29 protein-coding genes and 1 pseudogene are annotated in these 23,615 nt (G+C 39.8%); 5 read left to right on the forward strand and 25 right to left on the reverse strand.

The features are described from left to right. Window positions 1-619: 619 nt before the first annotated feature. From FTT94_RS03245 to FTT94_RS03255, 3 genes are all read left to right on the forward strand, one after another. Window positions 620-1,903 carry a ribonucleotide-diphosphate reductase subunit beta gene (locus tag FTT94_RS03245; protein ID WP_078191110.1) on the forward strand — a complete coding sequence of 428 codons (1,284 nt, stop codon included), beginning with the start codon at window positions 620-622 and terminating at the stop codon, window positions 1,901-1,903. 169 nt (window positions 1,904-2,072) lie between these two features. Beyond that, on the forward strand, window positions 2,073-2,681 hold the full coding sequence (locus tag FTT94_RS03250) for a DUF805 domain-containing protein (RefSeq protein WP_180004739.1): 609 nt from the start codon (window positions 2,073-2,075) through the stop codon (window positions 2,679-2,681). Between the two features lie 64 nt (window positions 2,682-2,745). Further along, window positions 2,746-3,345 carry a DUF805 domain-containing protein gene (locus FTT94_RS03255; protein ID WP_180170220.1) on the forward strand — a complete coding sequence of 200 codons (600 nt, stop codon included), beginning with the start codon at window positions 2,746-2,748 and terminating at the stop codon, window positions 3,343-3,345. A 40-nt stretch (window positions 3,346-3,385) separates the two neighbouring features. Here the strand turns inward: FTT94_RS03255 and FTT94_RS16595 are convergent, their stop codons facing one another. Both FTT94_RS16595 and FTT94_RS03265 read right to left on the reverse strand, forming a co-directional pair. After that, a complete protein-coding gene (locus FTT94_RS16595) occupies window positions 3,386-3,799 on the reverse strand; it encodes a TM2 domain-containing protein (RefSeq protein ID WP_228144741.1) in 414 nt (137 codons plus the stop codon). Between the two features lie 93 nt (window positions 3,800-3,892). Beyond that, window positions 3,893-5,063: pseudogene (locus FTT94_RS03265) on the reverse strand (low temperature requirement protein A). Between the two features lie 297 nt (window positions 5,064-5,360). Between FTT94_RS03265 and FTT94_RS03270 the strand changes: the two are divergent. Beyond that, window positions 5,361-5,813 carry a hypothetical protein gene (locus FTT94_RS03270; protein ID WP_180021346.1) on the forward strand — a complete coding sequence of 151 codons (453 nt, stop codon included), beginning with the start codon at window positions 5,361-5,363 and terminating at the stop codon, window positions 5,811-5,813. Window positions 5,814-5,841: 28 nt separating this feature from the next. Here the strand turns inward: FTT94_RS03270 and FTT94_RS03275 are convergent, their stop codons facing one another. Then, entirely contained in the window at window positions 5,842-6,513 is a 672-nt protein-coding gene (locus tag FTT94_RS03275) for an HAD-IA family hydrolase (RefSeq protein ID WP_180041527.1), read from the reverse strand. Between the two features lie 98 nt (window positions 6,514-6,611). On the opposite strand from FTT94_RS03275, the gene FTT94_RS03280 reads away from it, so the two are divergent. Next, window positions 6,612-7,379 carry a hydroxymethylpyrimidine/phosphomethylpyrimidine kinase gene (locus tag FTT94_RS03280; RefSeq protein WP_078191115.1) on the forward strand — a complete coding sequence of 256 codons (768 nt, stop codon included), beginning with the start codon at window positions 6,612-6,614 and terminating at the stop codon, window positions 7,377-7,379. Between the two features lie 79 nt (window positions 7,380-7,458). Here FTT94_RS03280 and FTT94_RS03285 read toward each other — a convergent pair whose 3' ends face one another. The 22 genes from FTT94_RS03285 to FTT94_RS03390 all read right to left on the reverse strand — a co-directional run bounded on the left by FTT94_RS03285 (window position 7,459) and on the right by FTT94_RS03390 (window position 23,582). Next, the gene (locus tag FTT94_RS03285) at window positions 7,459-8,511 is read right to left on the reverse strand and encodes a DUF1176 domain-containing protein (RefSeq protein WP_180064019.1); all 1,053 of its coding nucleotides are present in this window, start codon (window positions 8,509-8,511) and stop codon (window positions 7,459-7,461) included. Between the two features lie 90 nt (window positions 8,512-8,601). Continuing rightward, window positions 8,602-11,037 carry an AI-2E family transporter gene (locus tag FTT94_RS03290; RefSeq protein ID WP_257231126.1) on the reverse strand — a complete coding sequence of 812 codons (2,436 nt, stop codon included), beginning with the start codon at window positions 11,035-11,037 and terminating at the stop codon, window positions 8,602-8,604. Between the two features lie 137 nt (window positions 11,038-11,174). Beyond that, window positions 11,175-11,621 (reverse strand): nuclear transport factor 2 family protein, encoded by a 447-nt coding sequence (locus FTT94_RS03295; RefSeq protein WP_218949636.1) that lies wholly within the window; start codon window positions 11,619-11,621, stop codon window positions 11,175-11,177. A 25-nt stretch (window positions 11,622-11,646) separates the two neighbouring features. After that, on the reverse strand, window positions 11,647-12,330 hold the full coding sequence (locus FTT94_RS03300) for a DUF2939 domain-containing protein (RefSeq protein ID WP_180111798.1): 684 nt from the start codon (window positions 12,328-12,330) through the stop codon (window positions 11,647-11,649). 188 nt (window positions 12,331-12,518) lie between these two features. Then, entirely contained in the window at window positions 12,519-12,854 is a 336-nt protein-coding gene (locus FTT94_RS03305) for a YegP family protein (RefSeq protein ID WP_078191118.1), read from the reverse strand. A 265-nt stretch (window positions 12,855-13,119) separates the two neighbouring features. Further along, a complete protein-coding gene (locus FTT94_RS03310; protein ID WP_180009304.1) occupies window positions 13,120-13,482 on the reverse strand; it encodes a 5-carboxymethyl-2-hydroxymuconate Delta-isomerase in 363 nt (120 codons plus the stop codon). 162 nt (window positions 13,483-13,644) lie between these two features. Further along, on the reverse strand, window positions 13,645-13,986 hold the full coding sequence (locus FTT94_RS03315; protein WP_168378554.1) for a zinc ribbon domain-containing protein YjdM: 342 nt from the start codon (window positions 13,984-13,986) through the stop codon (window positions 13,645-13,647). Window positions 13,987-14,142: 156 nt separating this feature from the next. Next, window positions 14,143-14,511 carry a DUF488 domain-containing protein gene (locus FTT94_RS03320; protein WP_180009302.1) on the reverse strand — a complete coding sequence of 123 codons (369 nt, stop codon included), beginning with the start codon at window positions 14,509-14,511 and terminating at the stop codon, window positions 14,143-14,145. Window positions 14,512-14,556: 45 nt separating this feature from the next. Further along, a complete protein-coding gene (locus tag FTT94_RS03325; RefSeq protein WP_078191122.1) occupies window positions 14,557-15,003 on the reverse strand; it encodes an SRPBCC family protein in 447 nt (148 codons plus the stop codon). Window positions 15,004-15,332: 329 nt separating this feature from the next. Next, window positions 15,333-15,719: a ribonuclease E inhibitor RraB gene (locus FTT94_RS03330; RefSeq protein ID WP_168378552.1), complete on the reverse strand. Its 387-nt coding sequence runs from the start codon at window positions 15,717-15,719 to the stop codon at window positions 15,333-15,335. Window positions 15,720-15,852: 133 nt separating this feature from the next. Next, window positions 15,853-16,788 carry a hypothetical protein gene (locus FTT94_RS03335; protein ID WP_180170221.1) on the reverse strand — a complete coding sequence of 312 codons (936 nt, stop codon included), beginning with the start codon at window positions 16,786-16,788 and terminating at the stop codon, window positions 15,853-15,855. A 488-nt stretch (window positions 16,789-17,276) separates the two neighbouring features. Further along, complete coding sequence (locus tag FTT94_RS03340; RefSeq protein WP_180170222.1) at window positions 17,277-17,942, reverse strand: pseudouridine synthase; 666 nt, start codon at window positions 17,940-17,942, stop codon at window positions 17,277-17,279. Window positions 17,943-18,027: 85 nt separating this feature from the next. Continuing rightward, the gene (locus FTT94_RS03345) at window positions 18,028-18,486 is read right to left on the reverse strand and encodes a GIY-YIG nuclease family protein (protein WP_180170223.1); all 459 of its coding nucleotides are present in this window, start codon (window positions 18,484-18,486) and stop codon (window positions 18,028-18,030) included. A gap of 604 nt (window positions 18,487-19,090) precedes the next feature. Next, on the reverse strand, window positions 19,091-19,795 hold the full coding sequence (locus FTT94_RS03350) for a DUF1003 domain-containing protein (RefSeq protein WP_180027256.1): 705 nt from the start codon (window positions 19,793-19,795) through the stop codon (window positions 19,091-19,093). 106 nt (window positions 19,796-19,901) lie between these two features. Further along, window positions 19,902-20,144 (reverse strand): DUF6868 family protein, encoded by a 243-nt coding sequence (locus FTT94_RS03355; protein ID WP_078191128.1) that lies wholly within the window; start codon window positions 20,142-20,144, stop codon window positions 19,902-19,904. A gap of 752 nt (window positions 20,145-20,896) precedes the next feature. Continuing rightward, window positions 20,897-21,154, reverse strand: a complete 258-nt coding sequence (locus FTT94_RS03360; RefSeq protein WP_180170224.1) for a hypothetical protein — start codon at window positions 21,152-21,154, stop codon at window positions 20,897-20,899. Window positions 21,155-21,259: 105 nt separating this feature from the next. Beyond that, window positions 21,260-21,469, reverse strand: a complete 210-nt coding sequence (locus FTT94_RS03365) for a hypothetical protein (RefSeq protein ID WP_078191130.1) — start codon at window positions 21,467-21,469, stop codon at window positions 21,260-21,262. A gap of 218 nt (window positions 21,470-21,687) precedes the next feature. Continuing rightward, a complete protein-coding gene (locus tag FTT94_RS16890) occupies window positions 21,688-21,846 on the reverse strand; it encodes a DUF2569 family protein (protein ID WP_180064013.1) in 159 nt (52 codons plus the stop codon). 107 nt (window positions 21,847-21,953) lie between these two features. Next, entirely contained in the window at window positions 21,954-22,529 is a 576-nt protein-coding gene (locus tag FTT94_RS03375) for a DUF4126 domain-containing protein (RefSeq protein ID WP_111884815.1), read from the reverse strand. A gap of 127 nt (window positions 22,530-22,656) precedes the next feature. Then, window positions 22,657-22,893: a hypothetical protein gene (locus FTT94_RS03380; RefSeq protein ID WP_143221616.1), complete on the reverse strand. Its 237-nt coding sequence runs from the start codon at window positions 22,891-22,893 to the stop codon at window positions 22,657-22,659. A 39-nt stretch (window positions 22,894-22,932) separates the two neighbouring features. Beyond that, window positions 22,933-23,352, reverse strand: a complete 420-nt coding sequence (locus tag FTT94_RS03385; RefSeq protein WP_180170225.1) for a type II toxin-antitoxin system VapC family toxin — start codon at window positions 23,350-23,352, stop codon at window positions 22,933-22,935. Next, window positions 23,352-23,582, reverse strand: coding sequence for an antitoxin (locus FTT94_RS03390; protein WP_078191134.1), 231 nt, complete (start codon window positions 23,580-23,582; stop codon window positions 23,352-23,354). The genes FTT94_RS03385 and FTT94_RS03390 overlap by 1 nt, the downstream gene beginning before the upstream one ends. Window positions 23,583-23,615 lie beyond the last annotated feature (33 nt).

Consider the following 23,615-nt stretch of genomic DNA (forward strand, 5'->3'; position numbering starts at 1 on the left):
TGGCCGCGTATAGCGTAATTATTCTGAAAGGAACGATTATGAAAAAAAGAAAAGATATCTTTGGAAGAAAAATTGATCTAACCACTGAAGAACGTAAGTCTCTTCAAGCGGTTGTAAGTTTTACAATAACAATACTGTGGGCATTGAGATTCAGAGAGTCTTATGTAGCACATGTTTTGTTGAAGTGTATTAGTTTAATTTGCTCTAAAATATTCAAATTAATCAAAACACTATGGGATATATGTATTTTGACAGCTATACCATACTTGGTATTTAAGCTATCAATTTACTTACAAAATATAGCTAATCCGTTCATTTGAATGGATTAGCAATAATTAGGAACCCACCATGCCACATATGACACATAACTATCAGTTAGGGCTTATTGCTTTGGTGGTTTCCTTTATTTTGACTTTTTATGTCCCGATCGCCTATTTCTGGTTCAAGGCATATAAATCGCGTAATCAAAATAAGTAGTGGGGATATTTGCTCTACCGAACACTTTTAGAGCAGTGATCGACAAAACTTAATTTTGCTTACACAAATTGAGCGTATAGTAGGACATCTCAGCGACGCTGGATGTCTATAAAAGATATAAAGCAACGAAGAGAGAACTGTTATGTCTATCCTAAGTTGGGACGATTTCGAAGATGATGAACCGAAACAAGCTGCACAAGCTCACCAGCCTGCGCCCGTCGAACCGCAAAAAACGACTGATTCGCAAGTGGTATCTAATGCACAGCACTCATCGCCGAATTTGGCAGCTGCACAACCCGCTCGAACCAGTACAAATCGACCAACAGATCCAACCGATCCGTTGGCAAGAGCATCTAACGCTCTAGAAAATCTAGACGTTGCACCTGGCTTAGAAGAGCTAGAAATGGGTGCTCAGCGTGTTCAAGTTGACGATAAAGCGATGATCAACTGCCGCGCTGACTTAAACCAACTTGTACCATTCAAATACGAATGGGCTTGGCAAAAATATCTAGACGGTTGTGCTAACCATTGGATGCCGCAAGAAGTGAACATGAACCATGACATCGCACTTTGGAAGTCTGAAAATGGCTTAACCGAAGATGAGCGTACCATTGTTATGCGTTCTTTAGGTTTCTTCTCGACTGCGGATTCATTGGTTGCGAACAACTTGGTTCTTGCAATCTACCGTCACATCACAAACCCTGAATGCCGTCAGTACATCTTACGTCAATCATTTGAAGAAGCAATTCACACGCACGCTTACCAATACTGTATCGAATCTTTAGGTATGGACGAAGGCGAAGTCTTCAACATGTACCGTGAGATTCCTTCAGTCGCTCGTAAAGCAGCTTGGGGTCTGAAATATACACAATCTTTAAGTGATCCTACGTTCAAAACAGGTACGCCTGAAAACGACCAAATCTTGCTTCGCAACTTGATCGCGTTCTACTGCGTACTTGAAGGTATCTTCTTCTACTGTGGTTTCAGCCAAATCTTGTCTATGGGTCGTCGTAACAAGATGAATGGTGTTGCTGAGCAATTCCAATACATCTTACGTGATGAATCTATGCACTTGAACTTTGGTATCGACATGATCAACCAAATCAAGATCGAGAACCCTCATCTATGGACTGCTGAGTTCCAAGAAGAAATCATTCAAATGATTCTTGAAGGTACAATGCTTGAAATCGAATATGCTCGTGACACTATGCCACGCGGTGTATTGGGTATGAATGCAGGCATGATGGAAGAATACTTGAAGTTCATCTGTAACCGTCGTTTAAGCCAATTAGGCTTACCTGAACAATTTGCTGGTGTGAATAACCCATTCCAGTGGATGTCAGAAATGATGGACTTACGTAAAGAGAAGAACTTCTTTGAAACTCGCGTAACAGATTACCAAACTGGTGGCGCGTTAAGCTGGTAATAAATTTTTCAGCGAAATATCAAAAGCGGAACCAAGTGTTCCGCTTTTTTTATGAAGAATTTCATTCACCCAAGCAAATCTATGCATTTAATTTAATTCATATTCTGCTAATATAAAACGGTATAAAAATACATTAATTAATAAAAATCACATAATAAAAGAGGACAGAATGAAAGGTCAGATATTAGATTATTCAGTACAAACCAATTCAGGCATCATCAGTGGAGATGATCAAAACCGTTATGAGTTTACAGGTGCAGAATGGCGTGGCCAAAACTCACCTAAACGTGGCGATCATGTAGATTTCGATATCAGTCCCGAAGGTCAAGCGGTTCAAGTATTCAATGCACTTGGCAGCAGTAATCCTATTCAACAAATTTCACAGCACCTCGATAAAATTTCAAACCAAGACCAAGCTGAATCAAAATTCAACATGATTGATTGGTTTGTCAAATGTCTAAAAAATTATGCCAACTTTACTGGACGTGCACGCCGTAAAGAATATTGGTTTTTTGTTTTGGTCTATCTTATCGCAATGATTATTACTCTGATTGTCGATTCAGTGCTTAGAACCAGAGGAATATTCACAGGTATTTTCATCTTAGCAATGGTTATTCCGTCCCTTTCTGTTGCAGTACGTCGTTTACATGATATTAATAAATCTGGTTGGTATTGGTTAATACAAATGATTCCGCTCGTTGGACCAATTCTGGTTCTAATTTGGCTTGCAACGGAAACCAAACCTGAAGTAAACCAATGGGGACAACCTGCAAAATAAATAAAAAATCGTGGCTACTATTTATATAGCCGCCCTATCAACAGCACATCAACTCAGGAAAAATATGAAAGGACAAATACTAGATTTTTCGATTCAAACTAATACTGGGGTGATTAGTGCTGAAGATGGAAAACACTATCAATTTGCTGGTCATGAATGGCGAGGTCAAAGACCACCTACACGTGGAGAACAGGTTGATTTTGCTTTGGATGAAAGTGAGCAAGCGATTCAAGTCTACATTGCATTACGCCAACAAAGTTTTTCCACGAATACGCGAACAAACTACAGTGAAGAAGAGGAAAACTATGACTTTTTCGCGTGGTCATTCAAACCACTGAAAAAGTTTGCTGAATTTGAAGGACGTGCTCGACGTAAAGAGTTCTGGTTCTTTTGGCTATTTTGTATATTGGTCACTATACTCGCCTCTGTTTGCGATTTCGTTATTGGCAGTGAACCTTGGCTAGAAAATATTACCAATATCGTTTTACTCATTCCTAGCTTAGCTGTTGGCGCACGTCGACTACATGACACAGGACGTTCAGGTTGGTGGCAACTTTTAATGCTCACAATCATTGGGATCATCCCACTGATTATCTGGTGGGCTACAGACACCAAAGCCGAGAACAACCAATGGGGTCAACCCGCTAGAGATCTGCAACAATAAAATAAGGCGCACAATGCGCCTTATCTTTTAACACAAAAATTTAGCCATATTTACGTGCAAAATCTTCATCTGAAGTGCATAGATAAATAATAAATTCAATAAAAGCAACAATGGATGGAATAAAGGTCCAACAGAATAGTAGATACACAATCCCCCATCCAATACGACCCAAATAGAATTTATGGATACCAAATCCACCAAGGAAGAATGCTAAGAGTGCAGCAACAATTCGACTCTTTTGACCGTATTGCGTGCCTAAAGCATTCGGCACAGCGACTAAGTAAATATCGGTTGCGTAACCCATTCCACTTGTCTCAAAATCAACAAATTGTCCACGAGCAGGAACAGTTTGTCCTTTCCAATCGCTTCCAGAAAATTGATAACGATTCTGATCATCTCCACTGATGATGCCTGTATTATTTTGAACAGAAAAATCGAGTATTTGCCCTTTCATATAATCCTCTATGTTTTATCTTTATTTGATGATTCTTGGACGTTATTTTCATCAGCAATATAACGAATTATTGATGAATATCATATCATTAACTTATCTTGCCAAATAGCATTTTGTAAACATCAATCTCAATGCATATACCACTGCCATCGCAAATATTGCATAACCTGCGGGAGTGATAAACAACGGAATACACAAAACAATCACCACGGTTAAAGGATATAAAAGTTTTCTAAAGCCGCTTTGATGATGCAACTCATGGAGTAAATATAAACTTGTTGTATAAATCACGAGGCTGATCGCCACAAAGTAGCTTTCTTTTTCAGAACTAATCAGTGCCTCATGCGAAACTACATCGACTGCGGCAGCTAAACCTGCACCAATCGCCGCGATACTAATAAAGACAAAGAAATGTCCATAACCCCAAGTAAATGCCATTTTTCGGCTATTTAGACGCTCTGCAATACTGGTATCAAAATAAGACCACCACATGGTGAACATCATCATCAGGCCGCCCACCATCAGAAAAATCAGTTCAGTACTAAAACGCTGATTTGTTAATGCATCGGCTATGGCAATCGAGCATCCGACAATAGATTCGCCTAAAACGATAATGGTAAGCAGTGAATATCGCTCTGCAATATGATGCGCATGCCAAGGTGTACGGCTTGCAGCTTCTGCAAAAACTGGGATAGACAGTTCAGCAATTGCGAGCAAAATGAAAAGATAAACTGTGAAATGCAGCGGTGAAAAATGAAAGAACAGCCACCCCACTTGCACCAGTATGATGCCAAAAGCATAGCGTAATGCTGTTTTCCGACGGGACAGATCATGCTTTGCAACGCGAAACCACTGCTGTAACTAAGCCCAGACGCATAATGGCATAACCAATCACAATTACGTCAAAATCCTGCTTTTGAAAAGCGCTTGGAATACCTGCAGCAATGACCAAAGAACCAATGATCTGTACGAAAGTTAAGATTCGATAGAGCGCATCATCATTATCATACGCCGAAGCAAACCAACTAAAGTTCATCCACGCCCACCACAAGGCAAAAAACACCATGCCATACAGCGTTAAACCCTGAGCTAAATGATTTTCAACAATGGCATGATGCAGTTGCTGCCCTGCTGTTGCGATCGCCACGACAAAGATCAAGTCAAAAAGCAATTCTAAAGAGGTCGCGACACGATGATGCTCATGTGGATCACGTGGGTGCAAAGGTTTGAGCCACTGGCTAGGGAATAAAAATGATTTGGACATAGCATTCAGCTTTATTGTTTTCTGTCTGAATTTTTTCAAAAGCCTGAAACAGTTACAAGATCGATTACATAAATCAGATGAGAAACAGTTTTCTAGAAAAAGGATAATGGCTTTAAAAACACACGTAAGATTTAGATATTTCAATTGTAGAAGTTAAAAATTCAAAGTGACAAAACTGCGAAAGACGTTTTAAGATAAAAACTCGATAGATCGATGTGTTTTTTATATCTCAGCTATATTTTTCTCTAAATTTTAATGACATACTGCTATCCACTAAAATAATAATGAAACCTAAAAGTGATGTTAAAAGAAAAATTAGCGTCTTTTCCTGACGCAGTTTGGGTACAGATTCATTATGATCAAATGCAAGTTTTAACGCGTGATCATCAAATTGTAGCTGAACAAAACTGCCCTCTGGCTTTTATAGAACGTGGAAGTTTTGTCCGAAACTATCATGTTGCAGAACAGTGCTTCAACCAACTCATACAACAGATCCACTTCAAGTGGTATGAGTTTGGACAGCCGGTTATTTTTATTCAGTTAAAAGAACGCTTAAGTGAAGAAGTCAGCGCACTCGAGCTACAAGCCATTCAAGAAATGGCTCTAAGCGCAAATGCACATTTTGTATTTGTCTACGATAAACATGGCATCGCACTCGAAGCAGAAACCATCAAAAATGATGAGTCACCTTTGCTCAAATGGTTTTTCTGTGGGCTGATTTTTCTGATTTTGCTGATTATCTTTAAATAATCAGCATCATTCTCTTGATTAGGTGCAACTACGACACTTTCTGCTGCTGCAATTGCTCAATACTCGAAATCAAATCGTTAAAACGATCAATCACCAGTGCCGGTGCAGCCGTTTGAATTTCTTCTGCACTACCATAACCATAGCTCACAGCAATACTCTGCACTGCATTACGGCGTGCGCCTAAAATATCGTACTCACGGTCTCCCACCATCACACATTCCTTCGCATCCAACTGTTCTTGCTGCAAAATGTATTCAATTAAATCGCCTTTGTTGGTGCGCTCACCGTTCAGTTCACTGCCATAGATCACAGTAAAATATTGTGCCAAATCAAAATGTTCTAAAATTTGGCGGGCATAGACCGTCGGCTTTGCTGTAGCGACGTACAAGTGAAAGCCTTGCTGTTGTAAAGTTGCTAGAGTGTCGGCAACGGCAGGATAGACTTTATTTTCAAATAAGCCAGTCACTGCAAAGCGCTCGCGATAGCCTAGTAAAGCCTGATCTGCAAGTACATTATGCACATCGACATTGAGGATTTTGGCCAAAGAGGCTTTCAAAGGTGGCCCAATGATCCAATCGATATTGGTCTCATCCGAAATGGGATGTCCAATTTTCGCCAGTCCATAGCGTGCTGAAGTAGTAATGCCAACTTTTGGATCTGTTAATGTTCCATCGAGATCGATCAATATATTCTTAATCACAGCTTGTACCTTATCCATTCACTTCTGCAAAAATACTATCGAGTGTTCGCTCAAAGTTGCCTATACTATCGCAAATTTTGTGTAATAAGGACATCATTGTGCGCCCTACTGTACTGTGCTTTTCAGGTCTTGACCCTTCAGGTGGTGCAGGACTGCAAGCGGACATTGAAGCCATTGGTCAAAGTGGCGCACATGCTGCCATTGCGTGTACAGCATTAACCGTTCAAAACTCACAACAAGTGTATTCGTTTGAAGCGACCTCTCGTGAGTTATTGCTGGCTCAAGCACATGCCGTCGTCGGTGACCTCCCTATTCGCTGTGTAAAATCAGGAATGTTAGGAACGACTGAAAATATCGCGGCTCTCGCTGAGTTTTTACGTGAACATCCCGAATATCATTATGTTCTCGACCCCGTTTTAGTTGCCAATAGTGGTGGTTCTTTGGGCGATCAAGCAACTTTGGTCAAAGCCTTTGCAGAACTGATTCCACTTGCCACTGTGCTTACACCCAATACCGTAGAATTACGTGCGCTCACAGGTGAAGAGGATATTTCTAAAGCAACTGCGCAACTTTTTGCGATGGGTGCTCAAGCGGTATTAGTAAAAGGTGGGCATGAAAATACGCCTGACTATATCCAAAACTCGTTGTACGTTCAGGGTGAATTAGTCTCTGAAACCCGTTGTCCACGACTGGATGGGGAATATCATGGTTCGGGCTGTTCATTGGCGAGTTTTATTGCAGGGCGTTTAGCCTTAGGTGATGAGCTCAAAACGGCTGTTCATCATGCCGAAACATGGCTATTTGGTGTGTTGAAAATCGCTGAATCACCAGTTGTCGGAGGACAGAAAATTCCAAAACGTTTTTAAAGTACTCGGTTATTTATTTAAACCCGATAGAATAAAACGCTGCATCATTTAAAGCCCTGAATATCAGGGCTTTTTCAAATTAAGAGTCGAGTTGAACGCGATATACTAAGGTTGGAATTTCCCATGCACCACCAGCAAATCCTTTGCACTGTGTGGTTTTTGCCATATAGGTTTGGATAAAACGCTGACCATTCCACGACCACTCCCCCGTACTATGACAGTCACCAATGCCTCGCCCACGTTGATTGGAAAAAATTTGCCCTTCGCTAAAACCACTTCCAGAAAAGGTCACGGATTGTTTGATTTGCTTTAAGTTGCGATCCATCAACCAATAACCATTACCACTATTATATGCCCCACGCCAACATGGCACTTCGACCAAGGCATTTTTCCCATTGATTGGAAACACCACGACCCGATCATCCTCTAAAAAATTTGCATCAAAGAGTTGAGGACAATCTTCCACTGTCGTTTTCTTCTTTATCAATCCAAATAATTGTTTGGCGGTGGGCGCATTGACGGCATACCGTGTTTGTAAGCCCTTACTGTAATTTTGAATATTCACTTTCGGAATACTTTTCGGTTTGAGTACATTAACCGAACTGCTATTGGCTTTACGTAATAATGCTGAATTTGTCCCTATTCGCTTTTGAAAATCATCCATACGGAGCAAAACCGCACTAGCACCTTGTACGGACAATAACCATGTTTTGTTGTTGCCTTTCCACACAATCGGTTGATTGGCTTGTAAGGCTTGAATCAGTTTTTGAGTTTGAGCTGCACTTAACTGACCTTCCGCAGTTTTGGCATCAAGCTGCACAGTTCCCTGATTTTTACCTAAAATATAAAGTTGAAGTGGTTGATTTGCCGCATTGAAGGTTTCAGGATCGAGTTTTACTCGTGCGCTGACTTGCGCTTGAGCGCCCGCGGCACGTTGTAATAACACAGAAATAGCGGGCTGATTGCCCTCCGCTTGATAACCTGCAACGCGACAAGTCCCCGTATTATCACAAGCGATTTCCCAATCCTTATGTGAAAAATAGTTTCCTTGAATTTGAGCAAAGCTCATACTACAACCCAATGCAGCAACGTAGCCCAATAGAAGTTGCCAGATGACATTATTTTTGTTCATGTCTTTGGCTCAAAATAATTATATTAGAACCATCTTAAAATGCTTTTCACCGAAACTCCAGCCTAAAAAGATCTGCTGCATCATTTGAAATTATGAAGATGAATCATTCAGTTGCTGTATCTCCTCACATTTTTTTCGCTTCACATTTTCATCACTGAGCGTATTCATCAAATCTGCCGCCAGTCCTTTTAACAGACTCATATCATCATCGGTCATTTGATTCGGCTGCCGATCTAAAACACAAAAACTTCCCAATGCCACCCCATTGCGGTCTCTAAGTGCAACGCCAGCATAAAAGCGAATGCGGTTATGCATCAATTCAGGTAAATGCGCAAAGCGTGGGTCACGTTGTAGGTCTTCAATAATCAAACGTTCATTTTGATACACCAAATGACTGCAGATCGAATCTTGCTTCGACTGACGTATCTGCATCGGTTGCTCGGTAGCCTCAGCCAAAGGGCTACCTGGGGTATAGACCCAGTCTTGCTTGACCCAAGAAATTTGTGCATATTTCACATCGAAGGCTTGTCTGGCTTCTTCAATATATTGTTCATAGATCGGTAAATTCCGCTCATCCAAAACATTCAGTTCTTCTAATGCTTTTAAGCGCTGCGCTTCAACGCTAGGATCAGGCTCATCCAACCAAGATTCACCATGCTTCAATTGAAAAGCTTCAATGGTTAATAACAAGTCATTCATATTATTGACCACTGCATCGACGGTGAAATTTTCTTTGATCGCATCTAATTGGGATATCTCATCACAGCTCCACAGTGCAAAAATCAGTTTTATATCTGGAAACTGTGCCTTAAAAACTTGGCTTAAAAGGCGAATTTGAGCTTCTGGTGCTGTATGGAAAATCGAAATACATACGATCTGAATATCCTCTTGGATATCATCCATACTTTGATGCTGATTTTGAATCAATACGTCGCTAAATGCCTGAGCCGGAATACCCCTTAAACTTAGCCCATGCGCCAACATAGCCGATACTTGAACATCAATTTCCCAACGTGCGCCGATACATAACACCGCTGCTTTCTGATCCTGCTGTGCCACTGGATATGCCCGTTGAAAACTATGATTAAACAGTTTTAAGCCTTGATGTAAGCGTAGTCGATGCTCTGCACTGGCCTCGGTGTTGTGTCCGCTCGAAAAAATCCGTATGGCTGGAATCGCCACTTTGGCATAAAACGCATTGACCCGACGTGCCTTGATTTCATCCGTGGCATCTTTCGGTAACTTTTCAGCAATAAAAGTCTGTGCTACATCCATGGCATCTTGCACATCATCAGCGACCAATCGCTGATAAAAGCGCTCATGCGGCTCCAATGCAGGTGTACTACCGATCAGGGTTTTAATAAAACCTAAAGATGGTACATAGCTTGAAAGCACCAATAAACACGCGGTTAAAGGCGTCGATAAAATTAAACCAATTGGCCCCCACACCGCCGTCCAAAACATGGCAGCAATAATAATGGCTAAGGTTGAAAGTCCGGTACTTTCCCCATATAACCAAGGCTCAATAATATTATTACTGACCAACTCCAAGAGCAAAATTAAACCCACTGTCCATAGCACCATATTCCATGTGGGATCTACCGCAAAAGCCAATGCAATGAGGAAAATCGCAGAAATCATTGGGCCGACATAGGGAACAAAGCGCATCACTATCGCCACCATTCCCCACATAATTGCTGCCGGAACCCCAATAAACCATAGTCCCAAGGCCATCGGAATACCGTAGGTCACATTGACCATCAGCTGCATACGTAAATATTTACCTATACGATTGGCCGCTTCATCTAAGGCGTCTGTTCCGATATTTAAATTTCCGCCCAGCAGCTTAAGGAACCGATCATGCAAATCTTTCCGATTAACCAAAATCAGAATCACAAACAAAAAAACAATACCCGCAGTTGCCAAGGGATTGAGCACCCGCTCGCTCCAAGCCATGACTGCTTCAGCCGTGGTTTGTTGTTGCCCCACCACTTTCACTTGTTGCACTTTAGGATTTTTCTCTTCAGGCACCACATCATCTATCGAATTTTCAACGGTATCTATGGTGGTTTTTGCGCCATCCCAAACACTCGGGCCGCGTGCAAATTGACGAATAGAATCCATTTTCTTTTGAATCGTGCCCTGATATTGCGGTAATTCTTGGCTTAATTGCCCCAGTTGATAACCCAAATAAGAGGCCGCGCCGGATAAAATCGCCAAAGCCAAACCGACCACAATAAATATAGATGGCATCTGCGGAAGTCCCCAACCGCGTAGTTTCATCACCAAAGGATCAACTAAAAAAGCCAATAAAATTGCGAGTGCCAATGGAATAAAAATATCTTTGCCAAGATATAAGGCGGCAATCAGCAAACTGCCGATGATAAACCCTGCTGTGATTCGAATCACTTTATGTAAATCTGCAGGGGGCATTTGCTTCGATGCGTTCAGGTCTTGCAAGCCTTGCTTTTGACCTGATGGTGATGATTCAAATTCTTGCGCTAATTTATTATTTTTATGATCCATTTTCTTATCCTGAACGATGGTCATTATTTTTTAATTTAGGCTGAAGTTTTAGGGCTGCATACGCATTTCATGTAATGATTTGCAAAGAAAAAAACAGAGCTTTATAGCTCTGTTTTCATACTGTGTTTTCAGATGAATTAAAAGGTAATCACTTTACTTTGATGAGTCACAATATCCACGGGAACAGAAATATGTTGATGAACGATCTTCCATTGAGACTGCGTTTTTTTCATCCCAATGGTGTTACGACACCACGAGATCCCTGGCGTTGGTATTCCACTCTTATCATCAATTTTGGAATAACAGTGCAGAAAGGCAATATCAGGATCTGCATGGATGACCAATTCCCGCCTAAATACCTTTAAGCCTTCACGAAAATACTCCCGATAAAATTCCCACATTTTTTGATATGCCATTAAGCCACGCATTTCACAACTGGCATCAAAAAAGTACACATCTGCTGCGCAGGATTCAGCAATATTTTCAATTTTCAATTGGCAGATGACCTCATCCCAATTGGCTAAAAATTGCAGAATTTCGTCAGCGGCCTGTTGGTCACCAACTATTTTGATTTTATCTTGCATCTCTGGCACCTATTTATTTTATTTTTTATGAAGCATTGTTCTGGGCGGCGTTTGGAAGTTGAATTTTAACGATCTTCCAGCTCCAACCGCGGCGTTGCATACTAAATACGGTATATTTTTCTTCGCTTAGGCCTTGGAGCGGCACATACAGATCAAATCGATTCCAAGCGCTATAGCTGGCTTTGGGTTCAAGTGGCTGGCTTTGCTTTAAAGCAACAGCGGTTGCAGTTTCGTCATTTTTGGATAGTGTTGACGCATAAGGTTGTTCTGCGACCTTATTTTCAGCATGCGTGAATAGTTCAATCCCTGGGCTAATCATGCTCGGATTGGTCAGTTTGGTTATTTCTGGTAGTTGGATCGACTCTTTTAATGCTTTGCCTTGTAAAAGCAGCATGATACTGGTTGGATTGACCAGACTGTCGACTAGCGTTGCACTGAGGACTGTGCTGAGCTGCCCACCCCAAGACTGGGCAAATTCGGGTAAATGCTGTAGCCCAGTTTTCTGTTGTATGAGGTCTTCAACTTGTGGTTTTAGACTCGATTTGACTGCCGCAAAATCGATATATTGAGCAATTTTTTCAGGTTGATTGTGCTCATAGGCTTGACGTATTTGGTAAAGCACCCAATACGGAGACGCAATCATCCAACCCATGACGATGATCAAGATCGCAATGAGCCCATAATACAAAATATGATTCTGCTTATTCATCTTTCACCACTCTAGCCAGTGAAGTTGTGGTACTTCCATGTACCGTCAAATAAGCCTGATCTAGATTGAATAGCATCCTACCTAACAGCACTTATCTGAGAACCATATTGCTTTTGATCTTGTGATTTTGACGAGCCTTCAGGTTTTGTTCATCCTGCTAAGACTGTCTCGATCAGGTTGTTTCAAATTTAAGCCGTTAGGTCTTTAATTTGGGTACTTGCACCATTGGTTTTAACTGATTCAATGCCTTTATCTCGCGATTGCTCACTGGCATAAAATTGACTGGTCCCAATAATTTGATGGTTTGCCGCTTTCAAATTGAAATATGGTTTGCCATTTTTGGCCGTCAGTCGTTCAAAACGGCTGTCATCTGCACTGTTCTTTTGTACAGACTCAATCCCGTTTTGGGCTGATGCTTTCGCTTTATATAATTCACTCGTTAAAATGATTTCACCGTTCCCTGCTTTTAATACAAAACGAAACTGCTGATCATTAGAATGACTGATCTCGTACCATCCCGACATATGTTACCCCTTCATTTTCATTGTTTTCTCTATTATTCGATCAGGATTTGTTTTTGGAAATTCAACCTGATCTACAGAATATAAATGAACTCGGTCACATTTTTCAATGTCTTTTTTGATCAGTATAAAGCTCAAAATTTAATCAAAAAGGGATTTTTTAATAAATAATTCCAATAAAAAATAATCCGACCGAAGTCAGATTTCATCATTTTTACAGCATGATGTATTTCAAAATATATGCGCGTTTCTGCATGTAATGAATGTCTTAAGAACTCACGATCTGCTTTGAATACGTCGCTTTATTCATTTCTAAAATTTCCACACAAAGTTGCACTTCTACTACTGAAGCTGTGACATGTTGTTTCAGCACGTCCAATAGTAACAATGAAATTTGCTTTTGCACTTCGACCGTTCGACCCGTCAATAATGAAACTTTGGCATGCATATACGCATGTTGAGCGTGTTCATCCAAGCCCACAACAAAATCTTGCTGAGCTACGGCACGGCTCTTAATATCATTGATGGCACTCACATGACCCGATTCAAATAAGGCAGCGTTTAGCGCTTTAAGTAAAGGTCGAGCTTCGACGTCAAGGTTATTGGAATATTCCAAATGAATATGCGGCATAGTAAAGACATTTCAAACCTGTAATGCGTCTATTATGCAGGCTGAAAAGTAAAATCTATAGCGGATTAGATATCAATTTCATGTTTAAGTAGACATCCTAAGCCAAGTGTTGACTTCGCTTAGGATGCTTGAAGGTTGCTTTAGAGCGAACAAAAACGAAACTTAAACTTTTTTCACGTATTCAGATTTGAGTTTCATAGCCCCGATACCATCAATTTTACAGTCAATGTCATGACCATCTGTTGCATCAGCTAAAAGTCGAATATTTTTAACTTTGGTACCAACTTTCACCACTGACGATGAGCCTTTAATTTTAAGATCTTTCACCACAGTAACCGTGTCGCCATCGGCCAATACATTGCCATTGGCATCTTTAATCAGCACCTGTTCATCTGCAGCGCTTTCGCCTTCACGCCATTCGTGTGAGCATTCAGGACAAATCAGTAAGTCACCATCATTATAGGTATATTCAGAATTACATTGGGGACAATTGGGTAAAGACATAAAAGACCTCAAAAAAGATGGATGTAAAAATCCATAAAAACTTAATATAACATTTTTATGTATTTCATGAACTTAAAAACCATAAATATCGTATGGTTTAATCACCTTGTGAAGGTCGTAAATTTCACAACGCTACAGCACTTGAAGGTTTAAATTTTAGATATCTAATGAGGTGTTTAATATTAACGCTTTTAAGATATGCGCATGATTTTTATCCGTATGTTTAGCCGCTGTGAGTAAGGTTAGTGGCTCCTCTTTTTCCCATGCCCGTAGTTGTTCCAACTCGGCTTGATGTGGCTGTATTTCTTGCAAATAGCGCTGTTTAAACTCGTCCCATCGAGAAGCCATTGCCTCATCTTGATGATACCAACGACGTAAATCTGTAGATGGCGTCAATGCCTTCGGCCACAAATCTAGCTCTGCGCTCACTTTACTGATACCACGCGGCCACAAGCGATCGACCAAAATGCGTTTACCGTCATCTGGGCTTATCTCATCATAAATACGTTTAATGTGTACAGTCATTAAGCCCTCCTTCGCCTATTTATAGTTTTTCGATCATTCTTCAGATTATTCATCGGGGATCGCTGGATTCACTAAAAAAGCCAGCAACTGTAAAGACTCCTGCCACCCCAAATAACAGGCATCAGGTGGAATAACGCTCGGCAACCCTGCCTGTACAATCGTCACTTCGGTTCCTACTGAGACCGCTTTAAACTCAACAGTGACTTCGATTTCACCAGCTAACTCTGGCATATCAAATTGGTCTGTATAGCGCAGTAAATGATTCGGCACGACTTCATGATAATCACCATGAAAAGCGTGTGTGGTTCCGGTTGAAAAATTTTGAAACGACATGCGGTACGAGCCACCTACACGCACATCCGAATGCTCCACATGGGCCGTAAATCCATGCGGTGCCATCCATTTCACCAAAGCATCTGGCTCCACAAAGGCACGATAAACGCGCTCTACAGGCGCACTAAAAACACGATGTAATCGAACAGTATTGCTCATGATGATGTCCTTGTGTCATTGTTTTCACTGAATCATCCACATGCATTCACCCTCGCTTTATCGTCCATTTTTATCACACTGAAACGTTCTAAATGAAACAGCTTTGAGACATGCGAGAAAGGTCATTGCTGTTCAATACTATAGTGAATCCTACAGATTGATCCCATCACTTTAACGCAATGCCGTGTTATGTTTTGTGAGCTGCATTCATATTGATTTTTATAAAAATATTGAAAAATCAAAATTTTACACAATTTCTCTAAAATTTAAATAATAAAAAACCCAGTTGAAAGACTGGGTTCTTGTTGCTAAAGATGCAATAGTGAGACTTAGCTCAATTGTGCTTCATCTTCTTCCAGATCATCATCTTCATAGATATAAGCCATACAACCCCAGCCATCATATTCGCCCGAATGTTGTTCCGCAATTTTAATAAACCACTGCTCTAAATCAACGATATCTTCATAATCAGGTTCCATATAGACATAGACCGTGATAATCCATTCCACGCGATCTGATTCTTCATCTTGGAACAACGAAATTTTTTGCTCTTCTTTCAATAAATACAATGCACACTGTTCAGCCTGCGCTTCGTTCGAAAAGGCAATTGAATATTCGATTTCGTGCGGCACAGATAAATCATCACCATCTTGCTGCATCTGCCACAGCACATTGCCATTATCATCATCTGGAAATTGTTTAAAATCACGAGTCATTGTACTTTCCCTTATCGTTTATGAATTTTATTCTGTTGACTTAGATTAACGGATAATTGTTGCAATTTGCATTAGCGAAATCTCTTTAATCAGAAATAGACCGCCGAAGTGATCTTTCTGATAACAATTCAAATTAAACCACAACATCCATGTGGGCCTGAGTTTCTTTGAGATGTAAAACCAAAGCTGCCATTTTCAATTCTTCTAAGCGTAATTGTAGATAACTGTCGAGTACCCGTGCCTGACTAAAATGTACACCATGCGCATTGAGCAAGGTGAAATCATCCGCCAAAGCCTGCAATAGCTCACCTAAGTTTTTGGTATTTAATTGGGCTAAATACAAATCAGCACGACTATTAAACACCAATGTAAATAATTGCATCGCAGCCAAACGACGTTCTTCATCAACATAATTACAGTTTGCAGTCGATTGCTGCTCCATTGCATCAATCATTTTGCAACGTACCGCAGTCAAATTTTGCTTTGCCGCAGATTCATTCATACCATCCATCAGCTGATCTAAAATACTCTGTAAAGGCAAAAAGAACGCTGACTGATAGCCCCGTATTTTGTTGTCCAAAGCACGGTTGATGTTTTCCAAATGCTGCTGATCCAGCGCTTGGCTATATAAACCTTTTAACTCGGCACGGGCTTGTTCCTGCGTTTGTAATTTGGCTTTTTCTTGATATTTGCTCAAATACTGACGCACTTGTTCGATCTGTGCGCGAATATCATTCAACATGATATCGGCATTGGCTTTGGTGACTTCCACCAAACCATCAGCCTGTAAAGTTCGATACTCGACATATTGTTCAATCTCTACAATATGTTGATATTTCGCTACTTTATCGACTTGGATTTTTAAACCACTGTTTTGAATGCGTAATTGACTGATTTCATAATTCAGTTCATCTTGCTGCGACTCTGTTTCAGCCAGTTTTAACCGCGCACGATCGAAGTTTTCCTGCAGTGAACGTAGGGTTTTATCATTTTTCAATTTGCGGTTATAAACAAAAAGGAGAGCCACAATTAATAGGATGATAAGGACGATTAAAGCAATATTGATCATTTGCTAATCCTCAAAATAAGCTTCAATAATTTAAGTTTATTCCCCAAAACAAACCTAAGTTACAAAAGTTAAAATCTATAATTCATTTCATATTAGCAGAACAAATGCAAAAAACCGTATTTATCTGACCAAATACACACTTGAACACTATTTAACTAAAACACTGTTTTAAATTAATTTAATAAAAAATTTTCATATTAAAAAATAATCAATCAATATTCATTAGAAAATATAATAAAACTTTAGAAATGGTATTTATTTACTAAAAGATACTTAATATTAATCTTTGTAAACATTTCACACACTTTATAGAGATATTTAAATTATTTATATATCCCCAGAATTGGGGATATAACGTATATCATGTTTCATTTTTAAGCAGAAAAACCTATTTAAAGCTGTAATTATTCTTAGCTTGCTAAGCTGCATAAAATTTTCAATGCAACACAGCAGATTTTATGAACAGTGAGCATTCACATGAATATGCTTTAAAATTCTGCCGCACAATGAATATGAACAGCTTGTTGGGTTAAGGGCTGGGTAAATGCCAGATCGCAAGCATGTAACGCCATCCGTCCGAGTGAGCTCTGTTTGGCATTTGGGTGATACAGTTGATCCCCTGTAATGGGGTGCCCAATATGCATCATGTGTACGCGTAGCTGATGAGAACGCCCTGTCACTGGTGTTAATAATACTCGGCTAATATCCTTGCTTGCATCATAGCTAATGGCTTGATACAAGGTTTTTGAAGGTTTGCCTAATTTAAAATGCACCATCTGTCGTGGGCGATTTTCCCAGTCCGTAATGAGGGGCACTTCAACACAGCCCTCACCTTCAAGTTTGCCCTGAACCAAAGCCACATATTGCTTTTGAACCGTTCGCGCTTGGAACATTTTACTCACCGCCACTTCTGCATCGCGGTGTTTCGCAAACATCAAAATGCCTGATGTTGCCATGTCTAAACGATGGGTAATCTTTGCTGCTGGATACTGTTGCAAAACTCGAAGATAGGCACTGTCATGATGCTCAGGCAAACGTCCCGGAACCGACAGCAATTCCGCCGGTTTTTCGATGACAACCAAGTCTGCATCTTCATACAAAATACGTAGAGGACCTTGAGGCGGCGCATAGACAAAGTTGGGATCTAAAGGCATGGACAGACTGTGTACTGGGAGAATGTCGGCAAAATAACAACTGACTAATTCGCTGTCAATCGACTTTAACCGATCAGGTCTAACCCTAACGATTATTGGTACCCAATTTACCAAAGGCTGGTGCTAATGAATGAGACAAATCATCCTCCAGTAACTGTAAGATGCTTGCACTCGTGGTCGATGGATACTGATGTAGTGTGATGCGATATTTGCCCTGAAACCACTGCGATAAATGCAAGGCATAGGTTCGTTTAGGCCCAAAACCTAAATGTTGTTTTAAACGATTCTTTATACCTGTCCGTGATGATCCGACATACAGAATGTGATTGGGTTGATTTAACTTGGCGCAAGTATGGGTTTTCAATGCCTTAAATGCAGCATAGTCCTGATATGTCTGCTGTATATCGCCACCAACTTGCTCTATCACATAAATATAATGTGCGTGTAGAGCAAGATCATCAAAACTTGAAAACTCAAATATACGCTCAGCTTTAGTCTGCTGTGCCTGCAGACAATCCTGTATCAATTGATCAAGATAACCCATAATAAAATTATTTAAAATTTAGATAGTTAAGCATAACAACTTTGTGAAAAAGGACAATCTGAAGCTTAGATTAAGTTTAAGATCTTCTGCGTGATATTTATTACATCAGCAATGATCAAAGTGTGTTGGGAATACATGCGAAGTTTGGAATTTTGAAAAAGATGGAAGGATTTATTATTCGTTTGAATTCTTTAAAATTTTTTAGGGTGTAAGAGAAAACAGTGTTGTTTACTTCAACTATCATCACTTTGTAAGTCATGATCTTATAGCCTATAAACTTCTGGTTTATAGCGTCCTAAGCTGAATCGAGACCTTTTGGGTGAGTACTGTACACGTGTTTTGCACCACTGACAGCATGCTACTCTTTTCAATCTCTGTAACACCCTTGAGATATATAGTAGTGATTTCGATGAGGGATTGTTTCCCTGAAAATTACTGTTTTTATCTTATTTTAAAAATATTTTTCATATTTGAAGATATATTGAAAATATTTCCCTTAACAAGGGTTTTTTAACATTTATTCCATCTTATAAATGACTTTTTCCGAGAATTTCCGCCAAGACTTAGTACTCAAATAACAATTATTTATGCTGTTCAAAGCACACTATTGCTTCTTTTTACTCATTTCGGACAGTAGATCCAACTGAATTTCCTGAATCTTGGCAAGACGATCCCATTGATGCATCAACAAATGATCTATCTTTTCATGTAAATGGCGAATTTCTAATTCAGCTTTTAAATTCACTTGATAATCATTTTCCGAACGCATGCGGTCTTTAGCTTCTTGACGGTTTTGGCTCATCATAATAATGGGCGCTTGTATGGCAGCGAGGCAAGACAACATCAAATTCAGCAAAATAAAAGGATAAGGATCAGCAGGATGCTTCACCATTACCACCGTATTGACTAAAATCCACACTGCTAAAAACAATGTAAAACAAATAAGAAATGCCCAGCTACCGCCGAATGTTGCAATTTTATCCGCTAGCCTTTCGCCAAAACTCCACTGCTGATCCAGCTTTTCTTCAACATTTTTGCTAATCAGATCATGCTGCTGCATGCTGTTCAGCACTTCATATTCTAAATTGGAGACTTCGCCTTGTTCGGAGTTCAGAATTGACTGTACATATTGCATACGGTATTTGGTCAAATCAGTTTGGCATATATAGTCCTGAGCACCAGATTCAGGAAAATCCTGTGCAATTTCTTCTGTAATGACTTTACGCACGATTCCCATTGGAATCATATTTTTCAGTGGGAAACTTTTTTTGCACACCAAACAAGTACGGCATTCTACTTTCCCGTTCATTCTTGCCTTGCCCAATTGAATTTTATGTTCTTTTGAGCATACTGTTTTGCCTAAATTTAATGCAAGCAGCTTGTGCTTTTACACTCAGTATTTTTTATGGTTAAGCCTATTTTAGATAGTGCAATGCAATATAGGGGGTTAAATTCAAAAGTAAAATACCAATTTTATAGACAGCCATTCCACCATAATGAATAGCGTCAAACTGCTGATCGCTCAGCTTAAACCACTGCCCATGCAGGCGTTTCATCCAATCTTTAGCAAAGACAAATACCACAAACCAAATGATTAAAATCAGATAGTTAATCACTAAGCTATACAGCAAGAAATCGCTTAAATGACTCAAGTTCATGGCAAATCTCCTAAGCGTATTTTTATCCTTAGTTTATGCCCCTTTCGAGCAATTGAATATTGCTTTTAAATTTCCGCTTAGATTTGGACTATTTTTAAGAGAGATGCCTGACGATCTTTGAGCTTGTGCTGATTTAACTGGTGTGGTTTGTTTTGTGCGGATTAAAGGAGTAATGATTTATTATTCTTTTTTATTTTGGCTTAAATTTTTGGGGTGGTATAAGAGAAAACAATGTTGTTTACTTCAACTATCATCACTTTATAAGTCATGATCTTATAGCCTATAAACTTCTGGTTTATAGCGTCCTAAGCTGAATCGAGACCTTTTGGGTGAGTACTGTACGCGTGTTTTGCACCACTGACAGCATGCTACTCTTTTCAATCTCTATCACACCCTTGAGATATACTTTAACCAAAGGGCATCGGGATTAATTTCCTAAGTTTTTCTAATTTTCCACAAATTCAGCAAATTTTTTCAGCCATTTTAGATTTAGCAGGATATTTTATCTTTTCAGCTCATTTCAGCGTTTTTTATCTGCAGATTTGTCCAATTATAAGAAAATTTTCTTTTACAACAGCTCAAACGTGCAAATACAGCGTCAAACTTAAAATGTATAGCCACTGAGCATTCATCCCCCTTAACTTCATACATCTAGGTTGAACACGACTCACAAAGTATCGTCCTCTGAGTAGAGATCTAAGCCTATCCATGTTCTGCCGATATTAGGGTTGATCTATTCAACGAGGTATTGGTCAATGAGCTAAATAGCTTTGTACCCAGTGTGCGCTAAACCACCAACCACTACATGCCGCCATACCACAGAGTAAATTTGCCAAAATTTTATTCATTTGACTGAGGTCTGATGCATATATTTTGAGATTGATCAGATAAGCAATCACAGCATATACCAGTCCAATCGCACCACCAATGATGATCAGGATCAAAGGCCATGCTGCATAGGCATGTGCCTGTGTTGGATATTTTGTAGAACGGATGGTTTCTGTGGTCATGCTGCATATCCTATAAATAACGCGATTACCTGTTTTAGTTAGCAATTTCTGCGCCATTTTTCTTGGATATACAGCGTTATTTCAAAGTTAATGCATGTTGAATTTCTAGCTTTGACTACAGCATTTATCGCAACCAACAACTTTTTCTGTTGGCCAGCTCATTCGTGCACGCTTATAAGCGAGTTCGAAATTGGCAAAATAACCAATCAATATTTGCTGGTCAAACTGCGGCATGTCTACGCATCCTTGCGTACCATTGTGAATTAAATGTGAGCCATTCGTTAAGGCATTTTCATCGACTATAAATTTAATCATCTACCATTCCCCTCATTATTTTTTATAAAATTCAAAAGATTAATAAATCCATATAAAAATTATGTGATTTATAATCACATAATAAAATTATGCCTTTATTGTTCAAAAATCAATCGAATTTTAAAGATTTTTTTAGGCGTCTCTTGGATGACTTAAACGCATAATGATGTGCTCTTTTAGGACGGATAGGTGCGATTGCTCGATTGCATTTTTTGCGCTTAAGCCAAGTGCTTGGAATGTTGAGTAAAGGTATTTTTCACTCGAACTGACATCAACAAATACGGCGTCCAAATCAGACAACCCATAGTACTCGTCGCTAACTGTATGATGGTCTGTGTATCAGTAGCGCTTCTTATAATTTTTATAATCTTTATCAAACTTTGCTAATACTCAGTTTCTGATTTTTAATTTTATATTTATTAAACAAAACGCAGATCACTCACTCTAAAAGATGGATTCATTTTAGAGTGAAATATTGATTGGTTTATAAAGGGGTATCGACCTGTACAGTTCGTTTTTGGCGTATGCGGCGAACCAACCAGATCACGATTGCAATCACTAAGATCACCACGAAAAATGGGACTAAAAAGGCCAATACTGACAAGACTGCAGCACCAATCCATTCCCCTGTAGATAAGATTGGATTTGCAACGCCACCTGTGGTTGCGGTAGATACGCCACGCGCTGCAACGGTACTCATTTGCACTGCTGTTGCTGTACCACCACCCACGATAATTGCTGCCGCCCAACTGGCAAACTGTGACATTTCACCTGAGCTTACTGCCATTGTGGCAATCGTCCCTGCGATCATTGCTGCGGGTGTTGAAATGGTGTCGAGGGCATTGTCTACCCAAGGAATATAGTAAGCAGCGATTTCACAGACAGTCGCAATTGCCAAGCCAATACAAACTGCAGGCATAGACAGCCATTCGAATCCTTTCATTGGTTCGAATAGTCCTAAAATGGAGGCAACACTCATCACCAATAAAGGTACAAAGACACGGAAGCCACAGGCAGCACTTAAGCCAATACCAATACACAGTCCTAATATTGTTTCCATGGGCTTCTCCGAACGGTTAAACGTACAATTTGTTTTTATATATGCTGTGTTATACGTTAGCAAAAAGCCCTATCGAGTGATAGGGCTTTTCTTTCTAAACAGCGGATAACTGTTAGTGTTTTGCAGCTTAGGCATTCTTATTGTTAAATTGATTGCCTTGGCATTTGGTACACGGTGGTAAACGATCAGTACCAATTTCTAAGTAGACGCGGTGTCCGCATTGAACACAAAAATAGAAGCCTGTTCCGGGTTTTTGACCAGCAGTAACCATTTTTGTTCTCCATGTGTTTTTAGAAATGGTAGATTCAGTATAACCCTCTTGTGATGAATGTCTATTGGTCATTTCGACAATTGATAATGGCATTTAGGCAAAGCATAATTTCGAAAGGAAATTTTGGTGGGTTTACAGCGATTTGCTGAGCCAGTTCTCTACTTGCAATTCGTCTACACGCAGAAATTCTTTTTCATTGTTTGTGACCATGACCCAATTATTTGATCGTGCATGAGCAGCTAGCCATAAATCGTTATTGCCAATTATTTGCCCCTGAAGCGCTAACTGTTTTCGAATTTGAGCATAGTGTAAGGCGGTGTGTTCATCTAACTCTATAACAGGAATGATTGAAGTTAATTCATCGATAACTTTGAAAGCTTTGTCTTTCCATTGGCTTTTTTCCGCACCAAAGCGAAGTTCCCCCAAAGTAATCACTGAAATAAAAATATTGCCGTCAGGTAAATGTTTTTCAAAATGCTGACGGACAATTTCGGGTTGATGCTTGGTGATGTAAATACAAATATTGGTATCTAATAAATATTGTGTTGGCATTAGAACTCTTCTCGTTCTTGCGGTGGTTCATCCACTCTTGTTTCTGCATAAAAGTCGTCTGGCATTTGTGCCAAAACTTTAAATAATTGATCTGCTGTGACCGGTTTTTCACGCAATATGACTTCGTCACCACGGCGGAAGATTTCAACTTCCTTGCCTTCAAAGCGAAATTCTTTAGGTAACCGAATAGCTTGACTGCGACCTGTCATAAAAACTTTTGCTGTAGTCATAAAGCGACTCCATAAGTTTTGATATATACCTTA

The sequence above is a fragment of the Acinetobacter sp. YH12027 genome (assembly GCF_013420085.1).
GTDB classification, from domain to species: Bacteria; Pseudomonadota; Gammaproteobacteria; order Pseudomonadales; family Moraxellaceae; genus Acinetobacter; species Acinetobacter amyesii.